Raw genomic sequence first — 20,665 nt, forward strand, 5'->3', positions numbered from 1 at the left:
CAGCCGTTACGCCGTCGGCTTGCGGACGGCCAGCACGAAGGGCCCGACGCTGCGGACGTCGAAACGCGCGCTGTCGAACAGGGCGCCGCGCAGATCGACGGTGTAGCGCCGCACGTTGGGCTGGTTGGGGTAGACGTCCTCGGCCAGCCGCAGGGTGTAGTTGCCGTTCGCGCCGCGGCGCATCAAAAAGACCGTCGGCGCCGGCCAGGGGCAGGTGTCCAGGGCGTGGATCAGCTCGTCGGCGGTCTTGAGCTTGGACCACTTGGTGATCTGCGCGGCCCGCAGATCGAATTGGGCGAGCGGGTTGGCGTAGTGCGAGGTGAGCCCCTGAAAGCCCCAGTAGGGGTAGAAGGACAGGAAGCTGTAGTCGGCCGTCATCACCACGGTCTGGTCACGGGGCTTGCCGGTCACCTGCGTGATGTCGTGATCGATTGTCGCGTAGAACTTTTCGGCGCTGGGCGGCCGCCGGTCGCCGCGTTGCCCGTTGCCGTCGGTGTCGGTGTAGGCGATGGTCAGGTCGGGCCGCAGCACGTCGGGTATGTCCTGGCTGAACGCGATCGCGGCGGCCAGGCCGATGGCGCCGGCGACCGGGACGATCGCGCGGCCGCGGTGCTTGAGCGCCAGCGTCGCCTCGACGAAACCGAACGCCCCGGCGGCGACCAGCAACACGCTCAGCGTCGGCTGCAGCCGGAACGACAACAGCGTGATGCGCGCCAGGGTGCTGAGCATCGACAGCAGCGACCACAGGTAGACCGCCAGCACCCCGATGGCCAGCGCACCCGCCCGCACCGAGGAGCGGGCGCGCACCACCAGCCACAGGGTGCCGATCATGGCCACGACGCCGAGCAGCGTGAACTGCAGCATCGGGAAGGTCAGCTCGGCCCCGTCGGCGGGCAGGTAGTGGGCGGCGCCTCCGGTGTTGCTGATCGGGCTGCGGGCCGCTCGCACGAGGAACGGCAGCCAGGTGATGCACCCGATCACCACGGCGATGCCGGCGATGACGGCCACGCGCCGCAGCGGATCGAGCGCGGCTTTCGCGCCGTCCCGGTGCCAGCGCACGCCGGCCAGCCACAGCGCCATCAGCGCGAGCGCGAACGCGGTGAACCCGAACAGCAGCGTGTACCAGGTGGCCGTCCACCCCAGGAAAATCCCGGCGCCGATCACCGCGCCCCAGCCCGCGCGGCGGCTCGCGTCCGGTCGGTCCGCGGCACGCAGGCCCGACCAGGTCAGCACCAGCACCGGCGGTAACAGCACGGTGATCATCGCCGAGTAGGGCTCGGGCGAGCCGTAGGCCAGCGTGACCGCGGCCGTCGCGGCGGTGACGATCAGCGCGTACTCGAACCGGACCATCCGCCACCACAGCACCAGCGCGACCGCGACGGCGATGGCGATCGAGGTGATGGCCCACGGTTTGAAGACTTCCCAGGCCGGTGCCCCGGACAGCGCCGCCGCACGGCCGCCGATCCAGAACCAGCCGGGCGGGTAGAACGGCGGCAGCCCGAGGTAGGTCATGTCGCGCAGGGCGGGGCTGTCGGCGAGCCGGGTGACGTATTCGGTGCGGAACTGCTGGTCGACGGAGATGCCGAACAGATACAGCTTGGTGGCCCCCAGCGGCATGCCGAGGGTGACGACGGTGAACGCGGAGACGAACAAGAGCCCGCCCACTTGGGCGAGCAGCCGGTGTCCGCGCCGCCACACCCATCCGGTGGCGACCAGGCCGGCCAGGCAGCCGACCTGCCCGACGGTGGTCAGGGCGTGCAGTTGATTGGACGAGGGAAAGGCCGGCCACTGCACGCGAGAGATGGCGATCAGCGACACCACCGCGACCGCCACCGCGACGAGCACCGCCAAGGCCATCTGGCCGAGGGTGGCCAGCGCGTTGCGCATGATCAGATTGGCAGCTTGCGGAAGATGGGGCGCGGGACGTGTCGCAACACCATCATCACGTAACGGAATGCTGCTGGTGCCCAAACCAATTCCTTACCTTTTGCGGCAGCGGTGACCGCGAGGTTGGCGACGTACTCCTTGTCGACGGTCAGAGGCGCTTCCTTGACGTGCGCGCTCATCCGGGTACGCACCTGGCCGGGACGAATCACCAGGACGCGAACCCCGAACTCGCGCAACGCTTCTCCCAACCCCAGGTAGAATCCGTCCAGCCCGGCCTTGGTGGAGCCGTAGACGAAGTTGGACCGTCGCACCCGCTCGCCGGCGGCCGAACTCATCGCGATGATCTGGCCGAAGCCCTGGGCGCGCATCTTCTCGGCCAGCAGCACGCCCACCGAAACCGCTGCGGTGTAGTTGATCTCGGCGGCCAGCACGGCCTTGTGCTGGTTCTGCCACAGCTCCTCGGCGTCGCCGAGGATGCCGAAGGCGATGATCGCGACGTCGACATCACCGTTGGCGAACGCCTGGTCGATCATCTTCGGGTGGGTGTCGGGGTCGGTGGCCTCGAAGTCGATCAGCTCCACCGACCGCGCCCCGGCGGCCTTCATCTGCGCCACGGCGGCGTCGCGGCCGGGGTCGTTGGGCATGGCGGCCAGCACGATTCGCGCGTGCGCGTTCTGCAGGTAGCGTTCGCAGATGGCCAGCCCGATCTCGGAGGTGCCGCCGAGCAGCAGGATGGTCTGCGGGTTTCCCACGGCGTCTAAAACCATTGGCGCACCATCTAGAGCAGCTCCAAACGTCGGGCCATGTCCGAGGCGAACACCCGCAAGGGGTCGACCTTGCGGCGTACCGCGATCCATTCGTCGATGCGCGGATACATGGCGTGAAAGGTTTCCGCGCTGACACGGGAGTCCTTGGCGGTATAGACCCGTCCGCCGAATTCCAGTGCGCGCCGGTCGAGCTCGTTGAGGAACTCGTTGATCCCCGGCTTGTTGGGGAAGTCCATCGCGACGTTCCAACCGGCCATGGGGAAACTCAGGGGCGCGCGGTTACCGGGGCCGAAAAGCTTGAACACGTTCAGCGCCGAGTAGTGGCCGGTGGTCTGGATCCAGCGGATGATGGCTTTGAACTCGTCCATCGCGTCCGGCGGTACCAGGAACTGATGCTGAGCGAAACCCCTTGGGCCGTAAGCGTTATTCCAGCCGCTGACCAGATCCAGCATGTGGTAGAACTGCGACAGATTCTGGATCTTGCCCGAGTAGGTTCCGCCGAGGCGGTAGTACGTCTCGCCGATCGCCATGAACGACAGCTTGTTCATCGCGCTGACCGGAAACACGTTCGGCACCGTCAACAGCTGCGGCGCATCGAATTTCAGCGGGTTCTTGGCGAGCTTCTTCGGCAATTGATCCAGCTTCGCCAGGCTGCCGCGGCTGACCGCGGCCCGGCCGAGCTTCGGTGGCGGACTGATCAGGTCGAACCAGGCGCTGGAGTAGGTGTAGTTGGCCTCGCTGCCGTCGAGGTGAACGGCGACCGTCTCGTCGAGATCCCTGGTGGCCACGCCGTCGGCGATGAAGTACGCCGTCTCCGTCGGCGTCATGGCGATGCTGGCGCGCAGCACGATCCCGGTCAGGCCGTTGCCGCCGACGGTGGCCCAGAACAGCTCGGCGTCGTCCCCGTCGGGGGTGATGGTGCGCACGGAGCCGTCGGCCATGAGCAGGTCCATCGACCGCACGTGGTTGCCGAAGCTGCCCGCGCTGTGATGGTTCTTGCCGTGGATGTCGCAGGCGATCGCCCCGCCGACGGTGACCTGGCGGGTGCCCGGCAGCACCGGAACCCAGAGGCCGAACGGCAGCGCCGCCTTCATCAATTGGTCCAGGCTGACGCCGGCGTCGACATCGACCAGCTGGGTGTCGGCGCTGATCGAGTGGATGCGGTTGAGCCCGGTCATGTCGATCACCAGGCCGCCGCCGTTTTGCGCGTTGTCGCCGTAGGACCGGCCCAGCCCGCGGGCGATCACGCCCCGGCCGCCGGAGTCGGCCACCCGGGCCACCGCCTTGGCGATCACCTCGGGATCGCGGGTGGAGAGCACCTGGGCCACCGACGGTGCGGTGCGCCCAAAGCCCATCAACCGGGTGGGCTTGGTCACGGGATCGGTGCTCGACATCGTCAAAGAGGGTACCGCCTGCCGAAGGCGGCTCAGTGGATGCGGAAGATTACGGCCCGCTGCACGACGAAGTTGATCACCGTCGCGGTGCCCTGCGCGATCACGAACGCGACGGGGATCGCCCACGCCTGGTAGTGCAGGAAAGCCAGGCACAGGTGGTTCAGCCCGACCTGCACGGCGAAGGTGATGGCGTAGAGAACCATGACCGCGACGAACCGGGCGGTGCTGGGCGGCGCCTGAAAGGTCCACCGGCGGTTGATCAGGTAGGCGGTGATGGTGCCGACGATGAAGCTGATGGACTTGGCCACGTCGACCTGTAGGTGCACCGCCTTGAACAGCATCAGGTAGAGCCCGAAGTCCACGATGCCGGCCAGGCCGCCAGTGACGACGAAGCGCGTGACCTGCGTCGTCAGGCTCAGGCGCGCCGGCGCGGTTGGGGACTCGGGGGGAAGCATTGGGGGAGTCTAACGGGGCCGCCGGGCGGTGGCGGGCATCGTCAGCGGGGCAGTTTGACCGCGATCAACTCGACCTGGTTCTCGCCCTGCGGCGTCGAGTAGGTCACCGTGTCGCCCGGCTTACGCCCGGCCAGGGCCTGGGCCAGCGGGCTGCGCGCGGTCAGCGTCTCGGCCTCCCGGCCGACGGGCGTCTCCTCGACGATCGAGATCACGTGCATCGTGACCACCTCGCCGTCGGCGAACCGCAGGGTCACCTCGGTGCCGCCGGGCAGCGTCGCGGAGGAGTCGGAGTCCGGCGGCCCGGCCCGCAAACGCCGGTCCAGTTCGTTGATCCGGTCGGACAGGACGACGAGTTCGTCGGCGCGCTGGATCGCCTCGGCCGCGTCGCCGTGATCGCCCACCATCCCACGGTCGTTCTTGACTTCGGCCTCGAGGCGGTCGCGCCGCTGTCGCAGCCGGCCCAGCTCCGCCTCGAGGTTGTTCCGCGCGGCGTCCGCCGCGGATGGGGCTTTCTTGCTCACGTGCGTGGACCTTTCGCCCAGTGTGCTCAGGTGGCGTACCAGTGTGACACCACGATGAGCCGGCCCGCCACCATTCTCGTGAGGAACCGTGCGGCCCTTGTTTGAGCGCTCATGCCTGGGGTAAATGCGGTCAGTGGAATTCCGGGGTATGCAGATCGTCGCGCGCGGCATCAGCGTTCGCGGTCCGCAGGGATGCGCGGTCGCGAACGTGTCGATGGACATCGCGGCGGGACAGCTGGGGGTGATCGCCGGGCCCGCGGGCTCGGGACGCACATCCATGCTGCTCGCATTGGCCGGACGCATGCGCCTGGTGACGGGGACCGTCGCGGTCGGCGGTTATCGACTGCCCGGCGATTCGAGGCAGGTGCAACAACTGGTCGCGGTCGCGGCGGCGTCGCCCGCGGTCGAGCTCGACGAACATCTGACCGTGGAAGAGCATGTCGCCGAGCGCTTCTTCACCAGCCGCGGGCGCTCGACGCGCGCCGCGGTGGCCGAGGCGTTCGACATCGTCGGCCTCGAAACACCACGCAAATTACCGATCGGTGAGCTGAAACCCGACGACCGTGTGCTGTTGGCCGCGGCCCTGGCCGTGGCGGAGCGCCCCGGCGCGATGGTCATCGACGACGTTGATCGCGGCTGCGGACCCGAAGAAAGCCGCCGGGTGTGGACCGGGTTGGGCGCACTGCGCGAGCGTGGCTGCACCGTCGTCGCCGGCGGCACGCAGATCCCCGATGGTTTCGACTCGACCGACATCGTCGTCACACGGTTGCGTCACCCGATCGACCGCGACCGCATTCCCGTCCCCGATGGAGAAGCACATTGATCACCGCCCTGCGTCTGGCCGTCCTCGAATTTCGTCGCTTCCGCGGCCCGGTGCGTTGGCTGGTGCCGGCGGGGCTTTCGCTCATCCCGCTGCTCTACGGGTCGCTCTATCTGTGGGCGAACTGGGATCCGTACGGCAGGACGAGCCAGATTCCCGTCGCCGTTGTCGATCAGGACCGGCCGGCCGTGGCCAACGGCCAGCTGATCGATGCCGGCGAGCAGTTCAGCCAACAACTCCGGGCGTCGAATGCGTTCCAATGGCACTTCACCGATGCCCGCACCGCGCATGACGGCCTGGAACACGGTCGCTACTACTTCACGATCACGGTCCCGCCGGACTTCACCCAAAAGCTGGTCAGCGCGCAAAATCCCGTCCCCGAGCGGGCGGGCATGACGATCACCCTCAACGACGCGAACAACTTCGTCGCGGGCATTGTGGCGCAGGCGGCCAAGGCCGAACTGCAGGAGAAGATCAACAGCGCGGCCCATTCCGCTTATGCCAGCACGCTTTACAGCGACCTCGCGCAGGTCAAGCAGCAACTCAAGACCGCCTCGGACGGCGCCCACCGGCTGGTCGACGGCACGGTGCTCGCACAGCAGGGCAGTGCCGCGCTGACCCAAGGCATCGAGGCGCTGCAATCGGGGGCGGCCAGCGTCGGCGCTGGGGCGGAGCGCGTGCAAAGCGTCAACGCCGCTGCCGACGCGGCGTTCGAACGAGTCATCGACATGGTGCTCGCGCTCGTCCCGGACAATCAGCCACGAGCCGACGAGATCAAGAAGGCGTTGCTCGCGGCGAAGAATCTATCCCACACCCTGACGACGGGAGCGGGCCAAGTCGCCGACGGCGCCGAGCAGATCTCGGTGTCGCTGCAGGCACTGGACTCGGGCAGCCGGACCCTGCAAACCGGCGCCGACCAGTCGAACAGCGGCGCCGTCGACATCGCCAAGGTCATCGACGACACCCTGCACAAGGTTCCCGACGTCAACCCTGCGCAGACCGCGACGGCCGCCAACGTGCTCGGCTCACCCGTCGGCATCACGATGGACAACCTGAACCCGGCCCGCGAGTACGGGCGCGGGTTTGCCCCGTTTTTCTTCGCGATCGCGTTGTGGGTGGTCGGGCTGCTGGCGTACCTGTTCTTCCGGCCGATCAACCTGCGGGCGTTCGCCGGACGGGTCAGTGCGCTCACCGTCGCCGTCGCGGGGTGGCTGCCGGTCACCGCGGTCACGGCCGTCGGTGGCCTCATCCTGTTCGGCGTGGTGTGGCTGGGCCTGGGCCTCGACCCCCAGCGGCCGGTCTGGATGGCCGGGTTGTTGATCCTGGCCGCCGGCGCCTTCGTGTCGATCGACCATTTCTTGCGGATCGCGTTCGGCGTCATCGGATCAGCGCTGTCGCTGGCCTTGCTCATCGTGCAGTTGACCTGCTGCGGTGGCCTCTATCCGGTGGAGACCACCCCGGCGCCGTTTCGGGCCGCCCACCCGGTGGTGCCCATGACCTATCTTGTCGACGGCCTGCGCGTCACCGTTTCGGGCGGCCTGAGCGGCAACCTGATTCGCGACGCCCTGGTGCTCACGGGGTTCTCGATCGCATTCATCGCAGCGGCGGCGTTCATGGCGCGCCGGCAACGTATCTGGACGATCAGCCGGTTGCATCCCCAGATCGAAGTCTGATCTCAGCGCGAACTAGAAGGGCGGTGGGTCGTTGTTGTTGGGCGCCGACCGCTCGGCGTGGCGCGCCGCCTCGGTACTGATGCGTGCCTCGTTGATGCCGCGCTCCCAGCGGACTCGGGCGGCGTGATCCTGGGCCCGGGTTCGCTGCCGGACCGGCATCATGACACCGCGGTTCTGCCAGGGCGCGGGCGTGAAGGCCGGCAGTATCAGCGTCCCGGTCGGGATGGCCAGCGCCGGAAAATAAAGGCTGCCAACGGGTTTGGTGGTGTAGGTATGTCCCGTCGGCGACGTCCACACCACCGTGCCGTCTGGTCGCTGGCGATCCCGCCAGCCGTCGGGGCCTGTATAGAAGGTCTTGAGCAGATGATGGTGGCGGCAGAGCAGCTTGAGGTTCGACGGATGTGTGGGGCCGAGCGGAAACGGCACCGTGTGGTCGATGTCGCAGACGTCGGCCGGGGCGTCGCAACCGGGGAACCGGCACGTCAGATCGCGAAACCGGATGAACTCGGCCAGCGCGGTCGACGGCCGATACCCGGCTTCCGCGCGATCCGGCGGCAGCGTAAGCGGCTTGGTCTTCGCGACGGCGGCCAACTCGCGCAGCGACGGTGTCGGCAATGCGCCGAACCCCGGCAGATATGCCGGCGCGCTCACCTCGCCGCCGACCGCGGTCGGCTCGGCCAGCACATGGATCACGACATTGGTGCCCGGGACCCGCTGCGCCGCAGGGCATTCCGGGCTGCCACAGTCGCAGCGCAGAGCGGTCAGCCCGGCGGCCATCGCGCCCATCGCGTCGGCGCGACGCTGAGCCTTGGTGCGTGAATCATTCCGGCACACCGAGTCGGCCAGCGCGTCAAGCGCGCGGTCCACTGCGGCCGCATCGGTGGAATGCACCCTCGCCGAGATCTCCGCCAGCCCCGGGCTGATGGGCCCGATCTCGACACGGCGATCTTGACTGCGCATCCCGGGCACGCGCACCCCCGCGGGATCTACTCGCGTCACCCACATGTCAATGCGCTCAGCCATTTTCGGGTCCGACAACCGCATCCACTTCGGGGCGTGCCGGGCCACGGCGGCGTCCAGCCGGGCGATCAGCTCGGGGTCCTCGATCAGCTCGGTGCGGTACACCACTGCCGCCATCAGCCGGAAATCGATGGCGCCCCGGGCGAAGACCTCCGCGACCCGGGGCAGCCGCTCACGCAACGCGATCGCATAGCGCAAGCGCCCCGACGCCCGGCCGCGGCTGATGCCCAGTGCGGCCGCCACCTCGGCGACCACGTTCTCGTGTCCGTCGACGGCCCAGTTGAAGCGCTCGGCGTCGTCGGCGGGAGCCCGACGGGCATACAACTCCCCGATCGCCTCCAGCTCCCGCGCGCACTGCGCGTTTTGCGCCCGGGCCGCCGCGGTGACCCGGTCCAGCACGCCGGCGTCGTCGACGCCGTGAAATGCGAGGTCACGCGGCACCAATGCGAACATGTGTTCGATAATAGTGCCGCCCTGTGACAAGGCGGGAACGCTAAACCCAGTAGGGCACCCGGGCGCGGTATTGGCGCATCGCGATGGCCGCGAACACCCAACCGACGGCCGTCAACACCAGCACCACCGCCCAGTGCCGCAGCTCCTGGTGCGCCCCGAGCAGCGGCGCGCGAACGATGTCGAGGTAGTGCAGCAGCGGGTTGAGCTCGACGATGCGGGACCACCGTCCGGCGCCCTGCTGGCGCAGGGTGTCGTCGTTCCAGATGATCGGCGTCATGAAGAACAGCAACTGCACGACGGAAAAGAGCAGCGGACCGATGTCGCGGTAGCGGGTCGCCAGGATGCCGAAACACAGTGACACCCATATGCAATTGAGCACGATCAGCGCCAGCGCGGGAATCACCGCAAGGTCGGCCCACGACCACGGCTTGGGATAGATCACCGCGATCACGACGTAGATGACGATGTTGTGCGCGAACAAGATGACCTGCCGCCACACCAGCCGGTAGACGTGCACGCTCAGCGGGGTGGGCAACTGCTTGATCAGTCCCTCGTTGGCGACGAACACGTCGGCGCCCTCCAGAATGGCGGCGTTGATCAGGTTCCAGATGATCAGGCCCAGCGTCACATACGGCAGATGCACGGACAGCTCGAGGTGAAACAGCTTGGAGTACAAGCCGCCCATGGCGACGGCGGTGGTCCCCGTCGCGATGGTGATCCAGAAGGGACCCAGCACCGAGCGCCGGTAGCGCTGCTTGATGTCCTGCCAGCCCAGGTGCAGCCAGAGCTCGTGACGACGGAAGCCGTCGACCAGATCGCCGCGGGCGCGGGTGAATGTCCGCGACTGTGCCGCCGCGTCAAGGAACGTCATCGGGGTCCTCCCGGTCTAAATGGTGGCGACCCGCTTCGCCCGGCTGCGCCGCGCTCGCGATCGCCACTGGGCCGGGATGGTGGCGACCCGCTTCGCCCGGCTGCGCCGCGCTCGCGATCGCCACTGGGCCGGGATGGTGGCGACCCGCTTCGCCCGGCTGCGCCGCGCTCGCGATCGCCACTGGGCCGGCCGAACTGTTCACGACGTCCCAAGCGCCGCAAGCGGATCCACTCGGCCAGACCACGGGGGTCGCGACGGGTCACCAGAAAGAACCAGCCGAACCGAACCCATTCCTGCACCACCAGCTTGCGCAGTCCCGGCTGTGACTGCAGGTAACCGCGGTTGCGGTAGGTGAAGAACCGCTTGGTGGCATTGTCGGGATACTGGGTGTGCATGCGTCCACCGAGGATCGGGCGGAATTCGTCGGTTCCGCACGGATGCAGGTAGACCGCGTCCAGGCAGGTTCCGAACGGCAGGCCAGAACGCACCAGCCGTCGGTGCATCTCCACCTCGTCGCCGCGGATGAACAGCCGCAGATCCGGGACGCCGACCGATTCCAGCGTGGTCGCCCGGAACAGCGCGCCGTTGAACAACGACGCGATGCCGCGCAACAGGTCCTGTCCAGTTTCAGTGCGCAATTCGCTTGCGCGCCTGCGCCATTCCAAGCCGCGGCGTAACGGAAACGCCAGCCGCTCGGCATCGTCCATATTGCACACCATCGGTGACACCTCGGCCAGGCCGTGCTTTTCCGCGCACGCCAGCAGGGTGGCCAGAACGTGGGAATCCTGCGGGCGTCCGTCGTCGTCGGCCAGCCACACCCAATCGGCGCCCTGGGCCAACGCGTGCAGCATGCCCAGCGCGAAGCCGCCGGCGCCGCCGAGGTTGCGGCACGATCCCAGATAGGTGGTTGGAATGGGTTGTCCCGCAACCAGTTCGCGGACCCGGTCATCGCCCGAGAAATCGTTGTCCACGACGATGAGGTGGTCGGGTGGCCGGGTCTGCGTGCTCAGCACATCGAGGGACTTGGCCAGCTCGTCGGGGCGCCGGTGGGTGACGACGACGGCGACGACGGTGTCGCTCATGGCTGTCCGGCCGTCTCGGCCAGCACCTCGCGCACGTGCCGGGCCGCGTCCTCCCCCTCATACGCCCGCACGACGTCCTCGATGCCGCCGGTCATGCGGATGACACCGTGGTCGATCCACATCGCCGTCTTGCACAGCCGGGCCAGGAATTCGTTGGAATGGCTGGCGAACACCAGGATTCCGGACCGCTCCACCAGACCCTGCAGCCGCGACTGGGCCTTCTTCATGAAGTCGGCGTCCACCGCGCCCAGGCCCTCGTCGAGCAACAGGATCTCGGGATCGATACTGGTGACCACGCCCATCGCCAGCCGGACCCGCATGCCGGTGGAATAGGTCCGCAGCGGCATCGACAGGTAGTCGCCCAGCTCGGTGAACTCGGCGATCTCGTCGACCTTGGACTGCATCTGCTTTCGGGTCTGCCCGAGGAACAGGCCCCGGATGATGATGTTCTCGTAGCCGGAGATCTCCGGGTCCATCCCCACGCCGAGGTCGAAGATCGGCGCCACCCTCCCCGTGACCTGCGCCCACCCCCGGGTGGGCTCGTAGATGCCCGAAAGTAGGCGCAGCAGAGTCGATTTCCCCGCCCCATTGTGGCCGACCAGGCCGACCCGGTCGCCAAGCTCGAGGGACATGGTGATGTCCCGCAACGCTTCGACGACGACCACGTTGGAGTTGTTGCGTCCGATCGTGCCGCCCGCCCTGCCCAAGACTGCCTTCTTCAACGAGCGCGACCTCGCGTCGAAGATGGGAAATTCCACCCACGCGTTGTGCGTCTTGATGTGAGGACCCGACACCGTGAACTACCCGAGGTCGCTTACAGGTACTGGCCGTGCCCGGGAGCCCCGCCCGGCTTGCCGACGCCCGGGGGAAGCGCGCCCTGGCGCATCTTCTCCAGCTGGGCGCGGGCGGCCATCTGCTGGGCGAACAGCGCGGTCTGGATGCCGTGGAAGAGTCCTTCCAGCCAGCCGACCAACTGCGCTTGGGCGATGCGCAATTCGGCGTCCGACGGCGCGGCGTCCTCGTTGAAGGGCAGGGTGAGGCGGTCGAGTTCCTCACGCAGTTCCGGCGCCAAGCCCTCTTCCAGTTCCCGGATGCTGGTCGCGTGGATCTCGCGCAGCCGGTTGCGGCTGGCGTCGTCCAGCGGCGCGGCGCGCACTTCCTCGAGCAGTTGCTTGATCATGGTTCCGATCCGCATCACCTTTGCGGGCTGCTCGACCAGATCGGTCAGGGAGCGCTCGTCGGAGTCGTCGTCGGCGATCGCCATGATCCGCGGGTCGACACCGCCGATGACTTCGACGTCGTCATCATCGTTGCGGGTACTCAATACTTCACCATCCTTTGTGGACTATGGGTGTGGCGGCGTGCCGCTTGGTCGCCATTCATAAATTCGGGCACCGCCATTGTCGTAGATCAGCGCCCACGACTTCGACTTATCCAGTGACACTAGTCCTTCGGGTACGGCGAACCCCCGGACAGTCGGCGAGCTCGTGTAGATGTACCGGATATTGAGCGCTTTGATCGCCGCGAGGACCCTCGGATCGGAATCGCCCCGGCGCGCCGAGGTCCAGAAGATGTACCGGTTGGGGCCCGGGCCCATCTGTTGCGGGTAGTCGTAGTGCGTCCATAGCGGGTGCAGGTCGGCGACGGCGTACATCCACGCGGTGCCGTCGGTGTTGGCGTTGCCGATCAGGGTCTCGCGGGCCCCCGGCAGCTTGGCCAGGTAAGCCATGGCCATCAGGTCGCGTTGGTCGATCATCACCGAGTCGTATTTGTCGCCGAACAACCACAGGTGCCGATAGAGGTAGTGGCGCGCGCTGAGCAGCGTGGTCGTCACCAGCAGAACCGCGGTAGCCGACACCCAGACCGGGGCCGGCAACGGTTTGTACCGGCCCGACACCCGTCGGGCCCCGGCCACGACGCCCAGCACGATCGCGAACAACGCGATGCCGGCCATCGGCTCCAGCAGCAGGGTGGTGGCGGCCGCGATCCGGCGCGGATCCTTGTAGAAGAATTCGCCGAACATTCCGGCCACCGCGCCGATCGGGCCGCCGATCGGATTTCCGGCGTCGACGTTCACCACGATCAACAACAGCCACAGGGCCAGCGGCCACCAGATCCGCTTGACCAGCAGGATGACGCCGCCGATGGCGGCCAGCGCGATCAGCCCGTACTGGACCGGAAAGTCGTTGAGGTGGCGGGAGTGCTGGAAGACGGCGTCGAAAAGCCCCCGCTTCTTGCTGAGGTAGGTGAGAAAGGAGTGCCCGGCGATGATGTCTTCCTGCTCCTGCACGCTGATGAACTGGGGCAACAGGATCAACCCCGACACCACCGCGACGCAGGCCAGGGCCGCCACGTCGGCCAGCCTGCCGCGCACCGGATGCCACAGCGCGTCCAGGAGCCACCAGGCCAGCAGCAGCAACAGCACGATCACACCGCCCGTGATGTGCACCGACATGACGCCCACCAGCGCCAGCACGGCCGCGGGGATGCGGTCGCGGTGGCGCAGCGTGGAGGTGATCAACACGAACGCCGGCACCGCGGCGCCGTAGGCCGCCAGGTTGGGCATCGCGGCGACGGCGAACTCGACGTAGGGGACCGCGGTGAACGATGCCGCCAGCGTGGCGGTGGTCGCCGCGGCTCCCGCGGTGCGCCATTCGCCCCAGGTCGGGCGGAGCAGGCGCCAGGTGAGCATCGCCGCGCCGGTCGGAAACAGCCACACCGAGGCGGCGACCGAGCTCAACGTGTAGCCGGTGGTGGGCGCCGCCCCGGTCAGCTGGCAGAACACCGCGGCCAGGGCGTGGAACACCGACGGGTAGTACAGCGTGTGGTGTGTCTCGACGTTGCGCAGCTCGCCCATGTGGGTGGACGACGCCTGGCCGGTGTCGAGGATGAACCGCACCTCATTGGCGTGCCAGACCGCATCCCACGTGCTCGGGATGGTCTGCCAATGGCCGTCCAGGCCGCGGTAGGCGGCCCACATGATGAGCAGGGCCCCCAGCGCCACCCCGGCCGCCACCGTGATCGCCGGCCAGCGGCCGACCCTGCGGGTCTCGGCGTCGCGGTCGCGGTAGCGGCCGAGCAGCAGCTGGAAACCGATCATCACCAGGCACATCACGGCCAGCGCCGCCAGCGCGGTCCAGCCGTTCCACGGTATTCCGATGGCACCAAACGGAATAATGGCGAGCGCCACCACGCCGTAGGTCAGCGCCGGGCCCACCGCAACAGCGACCGGCCACGACAGCTGACTGATACGTGCGATGATCGCCCCGGGCGCTATCAGCAAAAACAATGCAATGAGCGTTCCGAACCAGAGCCCCACTCGACTAGTATGGCTGGCCGGGTGCCCTGGCTCGGGAGGCCACCGATTGACCGGCACGGCTTGGAGCCATTCAGGGCACCCGCTACCGTCACAGTTTCGCAAAAACGCGGAAGCCTAAGGTGGCCCACATGGCATACGACGTCGCCCGGGTGCGCGGACTGCATCCGTCACTGGGTGACGGATGGGTACACTTCGACGCTCCCGCCGGGATGCTGATTCCCGATTCCGTCGCGACGACGGTGTCGACGGCTTTCCGCAGGTCCGGTCCCACCACCGTGGGGGCGCACCCGTCGGCGCAGCGCAGCGCCGCCATCTTGGAGGCGGCCCGGGCGGCGGTGGCCGATCTGTTCAACGTCGAGCCCGCGGGCGTGGTCCTGGGCGCCGATCGCGCGATCTTGCTGTCCGCGCTGGCGGAGGCGTCGTCGTCGCGGGCCGGCCTGGGCTACGAGGTCGTCGTCAGCCGCCTCGACGACGAGGCCAACATCGCCCCGTGGCTGCGGGCGGCGCACCGGTACGGGGCCAAGGTCAAGTGGGCCGAGATCGACATCGAGACGGGCGAGCTGCCGACGTGGCAGTGGGAGGGCCTGATCGGTAAGTCCACTCGGCTGGTCGCCGTCGCCTCGGCGTCCGCGACGATGGGCACGGTCACCGACCTGCGCGCGATGACCAAGCTGGTGCACGACGTCGGCGGCCTGGTGGTCGTCGATCATTCCGCCGCCGCGCCCTACCGGCTGCTCGACATGAAGGAAACCGACGCCGACGTGGTGGCGGTGAACGCCGCCGCGTGGGGCGGCCCGCCGATCGGGGCGATCGTGTTCCGCGATCCGGCGCTGCTCAACTCGTTCAGTTCCATCTCGACCGACCCCAAAGCGACGGGCGCGGCGCGCCTGGAGATCGGCGCGCACCAGTTCGGACTCCTGGCCGGGGTGGTCGCCAGCATCGAGTACCTGGCGTCGCTCGACGAATCCGCCCGCGGCACCCGGCGCGAACGCCTGGCGGTCTCGATGCAATCCGCCACCTCGTATCTGAACCGGATCTACGACTACCTGATGGTGTCGTTGCGCTCGTTGCCGTTGGTGATGGTCATCGGCCGTCCCGAGGTGCGGATCCCGGTGGTCAGTTTCGCCTTGAACGGCGTGCCCGCCGAACGAGTGGTGCAGCGGTTGGCCGACAACGGGATTCTGGCCGTCACCAACGAAAGCTCCCGCGCGCTCGACGTGCTGGGGGTCAACGACATCGGCGGCGCGGTCACCGTCGGGCTGGCGCACTATTCGACGACGGCCGAGGTCGACCAGTTGGTGCGCGCGCTGGCGTCCCTGGGCTGACCCTTTTGGCCGCGAGCGTAACGCCACGGCGAAAATACGGCTGGCAGATTCATACGGTCAATGCAATTTCCATGTTTAGGGAGGTTGCAGGTGCCAGGTGCTTATCCGCGTTCGATGCGGCGAGAGTTCTTTGATCGGGTGTGTGCCGGGGAATCATTGCGTGAAGCCGGCCGTCAGGTCGGTGTGTCGATCCAGACCGGATGGAGCTGGTGGCATGACGCTGGATCAATGCAATTACGAAGTGGTACGGGCTCTGATACCGGCCTGGCCGAACCGGGTGATCTGACCCGGCCTGGCGCGCGGGGACATCGGCTCGGTTTCGAAGAACGCCTGGTCATTATGCGGGGTCTGGACAAGGGCCTCACTCAGGTTGAGATCGCCGGTCAGCTCGACCGCAATGCCAGCGTCATCTCCCGTGAGCTCAAGCGCAATCGCAATCTCGACGGGGATTATCACGCTGGTCTGGCCCATGCCCGTGCCGCCCAGAAAGCCAAGCGTCCCAAAGCATTCAAGCTCGAAGACCGCGCGCTATGCGAGGCCATCGAGGACTGGATGGATCAGGGATGGAGTCCAAAACTGATCGCCGATGTCTTGGCGCGCGGTCACCCCGGTGACAGGCTGGCACGGGTGAGCCACGAAACCATCTACCAGTGCCTCTACGTCCAAACTCGTGGTCAACTGCGGGCCGATCTGAGCAAGCGCTTGTCGACGAAACGCACGGCCCGCAAATCCCGGGGCCACACCGAACGGCGGGGGAAATTCCACGATGTGTTCACCATCAGTGACCGGCCCGCCGAGGCCGCCGACCGCGCTGTGCCCGGCCATTGGGAGGGTGACCTGATCGTCGGCCCGAACAGCGCGATCGGCACCCTGGTCGAGCGGTCCACCCGCTTTACGATGCTGTTGCATTTGCCCAGCGATCACACCGCCGAGACGGTGGCCAGCGCGATGATCGAAGCCATGCGCCAGTTACCCGAACACCTTCGGCGATCGATTACCTGGGACCGGGGCAGTGAAATGGCCCGCTGGCGCGACATTCAGCTGCAGCTCAACACCCCGGTCTATTTCTGCAATCCGCACTCGCCCTGGCAACGCGGTACCAACGAAAACACCAACCGCCTCCTGCGGTTCTGGTTCGAGAAGGGCAGCGACCTCAGCGGTCACACTCCGGCTGACCTCAAACGCATCCAAGACACCCTCAACCGACGACCCCGCCCAACCCTTGACCTCGACACCCCCGCCCAACGCCTGGCCGCTCTCCTCGACCAAGCCGCCTAACAAAAATGCATTAGCCACTTGACTTTGAGGGCCCGAAAATCGCCGCCACGTTACGCTCGCGAATCCGCTAGACGGTCAGCACGATCTTCCCGGTCACCTTGCCGGCCACCAGTTGTCGGTGCGCGTGGCCGGCCTGTTGGATGGGCAGGCGGGCGCCGATGATCGGCCGCACCCGGCCGTCGGCGAGCATCGGCCACACCGAGGCCGTCACCGCCTGCACGATTTCGCTTTTGCTGTTCGGCCCGGTGACCGGGCGGGCGCGCAGCGTGGTGCCGATCACCCGCGCCCGCTTGGCGAGCAGTTTGCCGATGTTGAGCTCGGCCTTGATGCCGCCCTGCATGCCGATGATGACGAGCCGTCCGTCGCTCGCCAGGGCGTCGATGTTGCGGTCCAGGTAGGCCGCGGCCATGATGTCGAGGATCACGTCGGCCCCAGCGCCTTTTGTCTCGTCACGCAGCCGCGCGACGAAGTCTTCGTCGTGGTAGTTGATGGTGATGTCGGCGCCCAGGTCGCGGCAGAAATCGAGCTTCTCCGTCGAACCGGCGGTGACCGCCACCCGGGCCCCGAGCGCCCGCGCGATCTGGATCGCGTGGCTGCCGATGCCGCTGGCCCCGCCGTGCGCGAGCAGGAGTTGGCCCCGGCTCAGGCCCGCGATCAGCACCACGTTCGACCACACCGTGCAGGCCACCTCCGGCAGCCCGGCGGCGTCGACAAGATCCACACCGGACGGGATCGGCAGCACCTGGCCGGCCGGCACGGCGACGTACTCGGCGTACCCCCCGCCGGCCAGCAGCGCGCAAACCTCTTGCCCCGCAGTCCATTCCGAGACGCCGTCGCCGACCTCGGAGATGACACCGGACACCTCCATGCCGATGGTGTCGCTCGCACCCGGCGGGGGCGGATACTTGCCGGCGGCCTGCAGCACGTCGGCGCGGTTCACCCCGGCGGCGGCCACCTTGACGACGACCTCGCCGGGCCCGGCGGATACGTCGGCGACTTCTTGCCAGGAGAGTTGATCGGGGGATTCGGCGACGATGGCTCGCATGGCGGCCACGCTACCGGCCCCCGTTACCCTTGTCCGTGGTGGCGTGGCAGAGCGGCCTAATGCACTCGCCTTGAAAGCGAGAGACGGCTAAAACCGTCCGGGGGTTCAAATCCCTCCGCCACCGCCCTTCTCACTCGGCGTTCTGGTGCAGCGTGGGCGCGTAGCGCAGCACCGCACCCACCCCGTCGGCCGGGGAGATCCGCTCGTCGGTGCGCACCAGGGCGGCGCCGACCGAAATCGCGGATACCGGCAGCGCCTCGTCGGCCCGCAGCGTCTTCGCGGGAGCGGCGCCCTGCTCGGAGAGCACGTTTTCGTTGGGGGCGACGGTCGTCAGGCCCTCGTCGGCAACCACGGTGGCGTCGCCGATGTCGCCGATGATCAGCGTCTCCACCGCGCCTTGCCGCAGCGCCGAGCAGACGGGACCGAGTCCCTCGGCCGCCAGCCCCGATCCCCGCCCGATTTCGGCGGTAAACCGTTGTGCCGCATCGTCGATCGTCCGGAGCTGGCGCTTGACGAACTCGGCTTCGATGGCCCGCTCGATCTCGCCGAAGTCGTGGCCGCTGTGCCGCGCCCCGACCTCGAGCGCCACAGCGCGATCGTGCAGCCGTTCCGGCAGCGCGGCCAGCAGGTCGGAGCGCGAACGCACCTCACCGACCACGAAGATGACCTCGATCGCCTTGTCGTCGGCGAGTTCGGCGACGCGATCGGCGACCGCGCGCACGTTCTTGCGGGCGGCCTCGTCGGTGCGCAACTGGGGATCACCGTATCCGGCGGTCTCGGCCCCCGCGGCCTTGTGCACGGGGTAGCCCCCGCCGTCGACGGTCTCGGTGCGCAGCGTCCCGCCGATGTGGGTGGTGATGTCGGCACCGCTGTGGTCGACGACCGCCAGGACATAGTCCGGGTGATCGAAGCTCTGCTCCAGAATCGGTACCAGGTAAGGCAATTCGGACACCCGGACCACGTTCGCGGCGGGGCCGCGGGCCAGGTGCTCGTTGATCACCACACCGTCGGCGCTGGCGATCACCGCCCGTCCACTTCGACCGATCGGGGGACGCAGGTTCATCGCCGCGTCCTCGATCGCGTCGATCACCGCTGCGGCGGCGCGGGAGCGTTCGAGGTCTTCCTTGATCGCCCGCCACTTGAGCTCGAGTTGAGCCTCGGCGTCATGGGTGTCGTGCGAGTCGTCGAAATACACCGAGACGAACGGCCCCGGTGCGTCCAGCAGTTTGCGGAAGCGTTGCGAGTCCATGCCTTGTTGGTTGCCCCGCGAGCCGGAGGACAAACACCGTCAGCTTCGATCGCCCTCGCTGTCGTCGAAGAAATGCCAGTCGCCGTCGTGCTCGACTTCCATGCGCCAGCCGAGCTCGCTGTTGTCGGCTTTGTTGTCGACGAACCATGCGTGTGCGTCGTCGGCGCTGTCGATGTCTTTCGTCGCGACGACGTCGCCTTTCGGGTTGAGCACTCGATAGGTAGCCATGACGGCAGGGTTCCCACTGCCGTGGTCGCTAACCCGTGGGGATCTCGGCGGCGATCGTGTCCATCAGGGCCGTGTACCTGCGGGCTTCCGGATCCCGGCCGGGCTTTCCGCTGCTCACCACGCCGGCCGCCAGCCTGCGTGCGGGGTCGGCCCAGATCGCGATGTTGACCAGGCCGAGGTTGCCGAACGCGTGCGGCGCGTTGCGCCCGAACGGCCCCCACCGGTTGGTGCCGAGGATGTAGCCGGTGCCCCAGCGGGCCGGCTGCAGCCCGACCGCGAAATCCGGTCGCAGCCTTCGGCATTCGGCTATCGCACCGTACATGGTCTCCGGGCTGATCACCCGTACGCCGTCGAGTTCGCCTCCGCGACGCCAGATCTCGGCGAACCGCGACATCTCCTGGGCGTTCGACACCGTGTTGGACGACGGGATGATGGTGGTCAAGAACAGCGGGGAGTTCGTGTACGGGATGATCTCGTGCACGGTTCCGCCGATCGCCTTGCGGAAGATCTGGGCGACCACCGGCGGAAGCGTTCGCCCGGTGGCGTGGCTCGGCGCGACCAGCGGGAGGTCCTTCTCGGCGACGCCGAAGTTGGACCACCGGAAGCCGAGTGGGTCGAGGATCTCGGTGGCCAGGATTTCGCGAATTTCCTTGCCGGTGGCCGCGTACACGATCTCGCGCACCAGCGGACCCCAGGTCAGCGCGTGGTACATGTGGAACAGCCCGGGGCGGTACAGCGGCCGCAATTCGCCGAGCTTCTGCTGCGCGTACTCGTGGTCGTCGGCGCGCGTGACGTCCGGCCGGGGGCCGGTCGGGAATGGCAGCCCGGCGCTGTGCGTCATCACGTGCCGGATGGTGATCCGGTGCTTGCCGTGGCTGGTGAAGGTGGGGATGTAATCGCAGACGCGGTCGTCGAGCGAGAAGACGCCCCGCTCGGCGAGCATGTGCACCACGGTCGCCGCCATCCCCTTGGCCGCCGAGTACACGCAGAACGGGGTGTCGGGCGTGACGGGGATCCGCTCGGCGTCGGGCGGGTCGCTCGGGGCGTTGCCCCAGCCGTGGCCGATCGCGCGGTTGAGCACGACGCGCCCGTGATGCCGGAGGCACAGCTGGATGGCCGGATGGAAGCCGGCCCGGTACCAATGCCGCGCTGCCTGCCAGATCCGGTCTATTGCGGCACTGTCGATTTCGGAGTGGTCTTCGGCACCGATCGTCGTCACCGAGTCCAGGTCGGCCGGGAGGCGGATCTTGCCGTCAGGAGTTGTCACCTCAGCGAGGG

Annotated in this window: 18 protein-coding genes, 1 tRNA gene and 1 pseudogene; 5 read left to right on the forward strand and 15 right to left on the reverse strand. The window is 67.8% G+C overall.

The window, feature by feature from the left end; all coding sequences use genetic code 11:
- Window positions 1-6: 6 nt before the first annotated feature.
- The 5 genes from AC0KTM_RS26060 to AC0KTM_RS26080 are packed head-to-tail and all read right to left on the reverse strand — an operon-like array spanning window position 7 to window position 5,024.
- On the reverse strand, window positions 7-1,887 hold the full coding sequence (locus AC0KTM_RS26060) for a galactan 5-O-arabinofuranosyltransferase (protein ID WP_238955557.1): 1,881 nt from the start codon (window positions 1,885-1,887) through the stop codon (window positions 7-9).
- Between the two features lie 2 nt (window positions 1,888-1,889).
- Window positions 1,890-2,654 (reverse strand): decaprenylphospho-beta-D-erythro-pentofuranosid-2-ulose 2-reductase, encoded by a 765-nt coding sequence (locus AC0KTM_RS26065; RefSeq protein ID WP_472417081.1) that lies wholly within the window; start codon window positions 2,652-2,654, stop codon window positions 1,890-1,892.
- An 11-nt stretch (window positions 2,655-2,665) separates the two neighbouring features.
- Window positions 2,666-4,048, reverse strand: a complete 1,383-nt coding sequence (locus tag AC0KTM_RS26070; RefSeq protein ID WP_472417083.1) for an FAD-binding oxidoreductase — start codon at window positions 4,046-4,048, stop codon at window positions 2,666-2,668.
- Window positions 4,049-4,080: 32 nt separating this feature from the next.
- Window positions 4,081-4,503: a GtrA family protein gene (locus tag AC0KTM_RS26075; protein ID WP_238955560.1), complete on the reverse strand. Its 423-nt coding sequence runs from the start codon at window positions 4,501-4,503 to the stop codon at window positions 4,081-4,083.
- Window positions 4,504-4,544: 41 nt separating this feature from the next.
- On the reverse strand, window positions 4,545-5,024 hold the full coding sequence (locus tag AC0KTM_RS26080; protein ID WP_225329197.1) for a GreA/GreB family elongation factor: 480 nt from the start codon (window positions 5,022-5,024) through the stop codon (window positions 4,545-4,547).
- A 148-nt stretch (window positions 5,025-5,172) separates the two neighbouring features.
- Between AC0KTM_RS26080 and AC0KTM_RS26085 the strand changes: the two genes are divergently transcribed.
- Both AC0KTM_RS26085 and AC0KTM_RS26090 read left to right on the forward strand, forming a co-directional pair.
- Window positions 5,173-5,847 carry an ATP-binding cassette domain-containing protein gene (locus tag AC0KTM_RS26085; RefSeq protein ID WP_472417085.1) on the forward strand — a complete coding sequence of 225 codons (675 nt, stop codon included), beginning with the start codon at window positions 5,173-5,175 and terminating at the stop codon, window positions 5,845-5,847.
- Entirely contained in the window at window positions 5,844-7,517 is a 1,674-nt protein-coding gene (locus AC0KTM_RS26090) for a YhgE/Pip family protein (protein ID WP_472417087.1), read from the forward strand. Before AC0KTM_RS26085 ends, AC0KTM_RS26090 begins: the two co-directional genes overlap by 4 nt.
- A 12-nt stretch (window positions 7,518-7,529) precedes the next feature.
- Here AC0KTM_RS26090 and AC0KTM_RS26095 read toward each other — a convergent pair whose 3' ends face one another.
- The 6 genes and pseudogenes from AC0KTM_RS26095 to AC0KTM_RS26120 all read right to left on the reverse strand — a co-directional run bounded on the left by AC0KTM_RS26095 (window position 7,530) and on the right by AC0KTM_RS26120 (window position 14,262).
- The gene (locus AC0KTM_RS26095) at window positions 7,530-8,990 is read right to left on the reverse strand and encodes an HNH endonuclease signature motif containing protein (RefSeq protein WP_238955563.1); all 1,461 of its coding nucleotides are present in this window, start codon (window positions 8,988-8,990) and stop codon (window positions 7,530-7,532) included.
- A 40-nt stretch (window positions 8,991-9,030) separates the two neighbouring features.
- Window positions 9,031-9,861 carry a galactan export ABC transporter permease subunit Wzm/RfbD gene (wzm, locus tag AC0KTM_RS26100; protein ID WP_225329201.1) on the reverse strand — a complete coding sequence of 277 codons (831 nt, stop codon included), beginning with the start codon at window positions 9,859-9,861 and terminating at the stop codon, window positions 9,031-9,033.
- A gap of 176 nt (window positions 9,862-10,037) precedes the next feature.
- Window positions 10,038-10,943: pseudogene (gene glfT1 / locus AC0KTM_RS26105) on the reverse strand (galactofuranosyltransferase GlfT1); the annotation flags it as partial.
- Entirely contained in the window at window positions 10,940-11,737 is a 798-nt protein-coding gene (wzt, locus tag AC0KTM_RS26110; RefSeq protein ID WP_472417089.1) for a galactan export ABC transporter ATP-binding subunit Wzt/RfbE, read from the reverse strand. The gene wzt and the pseudogene glfT1, both read right to left, overlap by 4 nt.
- Window positions 11,738-11,757: 20 nt before the next feature.
- Entirely contained in the window at window positions 11,758-12,207 is a 450-nt protein-coding gene (locus tag AC0KTM_RS26115; protein ID WP_225329209.1) for a bacterial proteasome activator family protein, read from the reverse strand.
- A gap of 81 nt (window positions 12,208-12,288) precedes the next feature.
- On the reverse strand, window positions 12,289-14,262 hold the full coding sequence (locus AC0KTM_RS26120) for a DUF6541 family protein (protein ID WP_472417091.1): 1,974 nt from the start codon (window positions 14,260-14,262) through the stop codon (window positions 12,289-12,291).
- Between the two features lie 128 nt (window positions 14,263-14,390).
- Here AC0KTM_RS26120 and AC0KTM_RS26125 point away from each other — a divergent pair, with 128 nt between their 5' ends.
- Together AC0KTM_RS26125 and AC0KTM_RS26130 are read left to right on the forward strand one after the other, a co-directional pair.
- Window positions 14,391-15,587 carry a cysteine desulfurase-like protein gene (locus AC0KTM_RS26125; RefSeq protein ID WP_238955565.1) on the forward strand — a complete coding sequence of 399 codons (1,197 nt, stop codon included), beginning with the start codon at window positions 14,391-14,393 and terminating at the stop codon, window positions 15,585-15,587.
- A 90-nt stretch (window positions 15,588-15,677) separates the two neighbouring features.
- Window positions 15,678-16,865, forward strand: a complete 1,188-nt coding sequence (locus AC0KTM_RS26130) for an IS30 family transposase (RefSeq protein ID WP_425326320.1) — start codon at window positions 15,678-15,680, stop codon at window positions 16,863-16,865.
- Window positions 16,866-16,932: 67 nt separating this feature from the next.
- Here AC0KTM_RS26130 and AC0KTM_RS26135 read toward each other — a convergent pair whose 3' ends face one another.
- Window positions 16,933-17,910 (reverse strand): NAD(P)H-quinone oxidoreductase, encoded by a 978-nt coding sequence (locus AC0KTM_RS26135; protein ID WP_472417093.1) that lies wholly within the window; start codon window positions 17,908-17,910, stop codon window positions 16,933-16,935.
- Window positions 17,911-17,947: 37 nt separating this feature from the next.
- Here AC0KTM_RS26135 and AC0KTM_RS26140 point away from each other — a divergent pair.
- Window positions 17,948-18,034: transfer RNA gene (locus tag AC0KTM_RS26140), tRNA-Ser, on the forward strand.
- 6 nt (window positions 18,035-18,040) lie between these two features.
- Here AC0KTM_RS26140 and AC0KTM_RS26145 read toward each other — a convergent pair.
- Genes AC0KTM_RS26145 through lipE form a run of 3 tightly spaced genes read right to left on the reverse strand, consistent with a single transcriptional unit; the run spans window position 18,041 to window position 20,654 of the window.
- Window positions 18,041-19,159, reverse strand: coding sequence for an Rv2629 family ribosome hibernation factor (locus tag AC0KTM_RS26145; protein ID WP_472417095.1), 1,119 nt, complete (start codon window positions 19,157-19,159; stop codon window positions 18,041-18,043).
- 39 nt (window positions 19,160-19,198) lie between these two features.
- Window positions 19,199-19,387, reverse strand: a complete 189-nt coding sequence (locus AC0KTM_RS26150) for a hypothetical protein (protein ID WP_008263089.1) — start codon at window positions 19,385-19,387, stop codon at window positions 19,199-19,201.
- A 28-nt stretch (window positions 19,388-19,415) separates the two neighbouring features.
- Complete coding sequence (gene lipE, locus AC0KTM_RS26155; RefSeq protein WP_238955568.1) at window positions 19,416-20,654, reverse strand: lipase LipE; 1,239 nt, start codon at window positions 20,652-20,654, stop codon at window positions 19,416-19,418.
- Window positions 20,655-20,665: the final 11 nt, after the last annotated feature.

The organism is Mycobacterium sp. NTMscope_Eco_3 (genome assembly GCF_976985685.1).

Bases quoted from the DNA above. Each gene is read 5' to 3' on its own strand.
- AC0KTM_RS26060 (WP_238955557.1), bottom strand. From the start codon at position 1,887: ATGCGCAACGCGCTGGCCACCCTCGGCCAGATGGCCTTGGCGGTGCTC.
- AC0KTM_RS26065 (WP_472417081.1), bottom strand. From the start codon at position 2,654: ATGGTTTTAGACGCCGTGGGAAACCCGCAGACCATCCTGCTGCTCGGC.
- AC0KTM_RS26070 (WP_472417083.1), bottom strand. From the start codon at position 4,048: ATGTCGAGCACCGATCCCGTGACCAAGCCCACCCGGTTGATGGGCTTT.
- AC0KTM_RS26075 (WP_238955560.1), bottom strand. From the start codon at position 4,503: ATGCTTCCCCCCGAGTCCCCAACCGCGCCGGCGCGCCTGAGCCTGACG.
- AC0KTM_RS26085 (WP_472417085.1), top strand. From the start codon at position 5,173: ATGCAGATCGTCGCGCGCGGCATCAGCGTTCGCGGTCCGCAGGGATGC.
- AC0KTM_RS26095 (WP_238955563.1), bottom strand. From the start codon at position 8,990: ATGTTCGCATTGGTGCCGCGTGACCTCGCATTTCACGGCGTCGACGAC.
- wzm (WP_225329201.1), bottom strand. From the start codon at position 9,861: ATGACGTTCCTTGACGCGGCGGCACAGTCGCGGACATTCACCCGCGCC.
- AC0KTM_RS26115 (WP_225329209.1), bottom strand. From the start codon at position 12,207: ATGGCGATCGCCGACGACGACTCCGACGAGCGCTCCCTGACCGATCTG.
- AC0KTM_RS26125 (WP_238955565.1), top strand. From the start codon at position 14,391: ATGGCATACGACGTCGCCCGGGTGCGCGGACTGCATCCGTCACTGGGT.
- AC0KTM_RS26135 (WP_472417093.1), bottom strand. From the start codon at position 17,910: ATGCGAGCCATCGTCGCCGAATCCCCCGATCAACTCTCCTGGCAAGAA.
- AC0KTM_RS26145 (WP_472417095.1), bottom strand. From the start codon at position 19,159: ATGGACTCGCAACGCTTCCGCAAACTGCTGGACGCACCGGGGCCGTTC.
- AC0KTM_RS26150 (WP_008263089.1), bottom strand. From the start codon at position 19,387: ATGGCTACCTATCGAGTGCTCAACCCGAAAGGCGACGTCGTCGCGACG.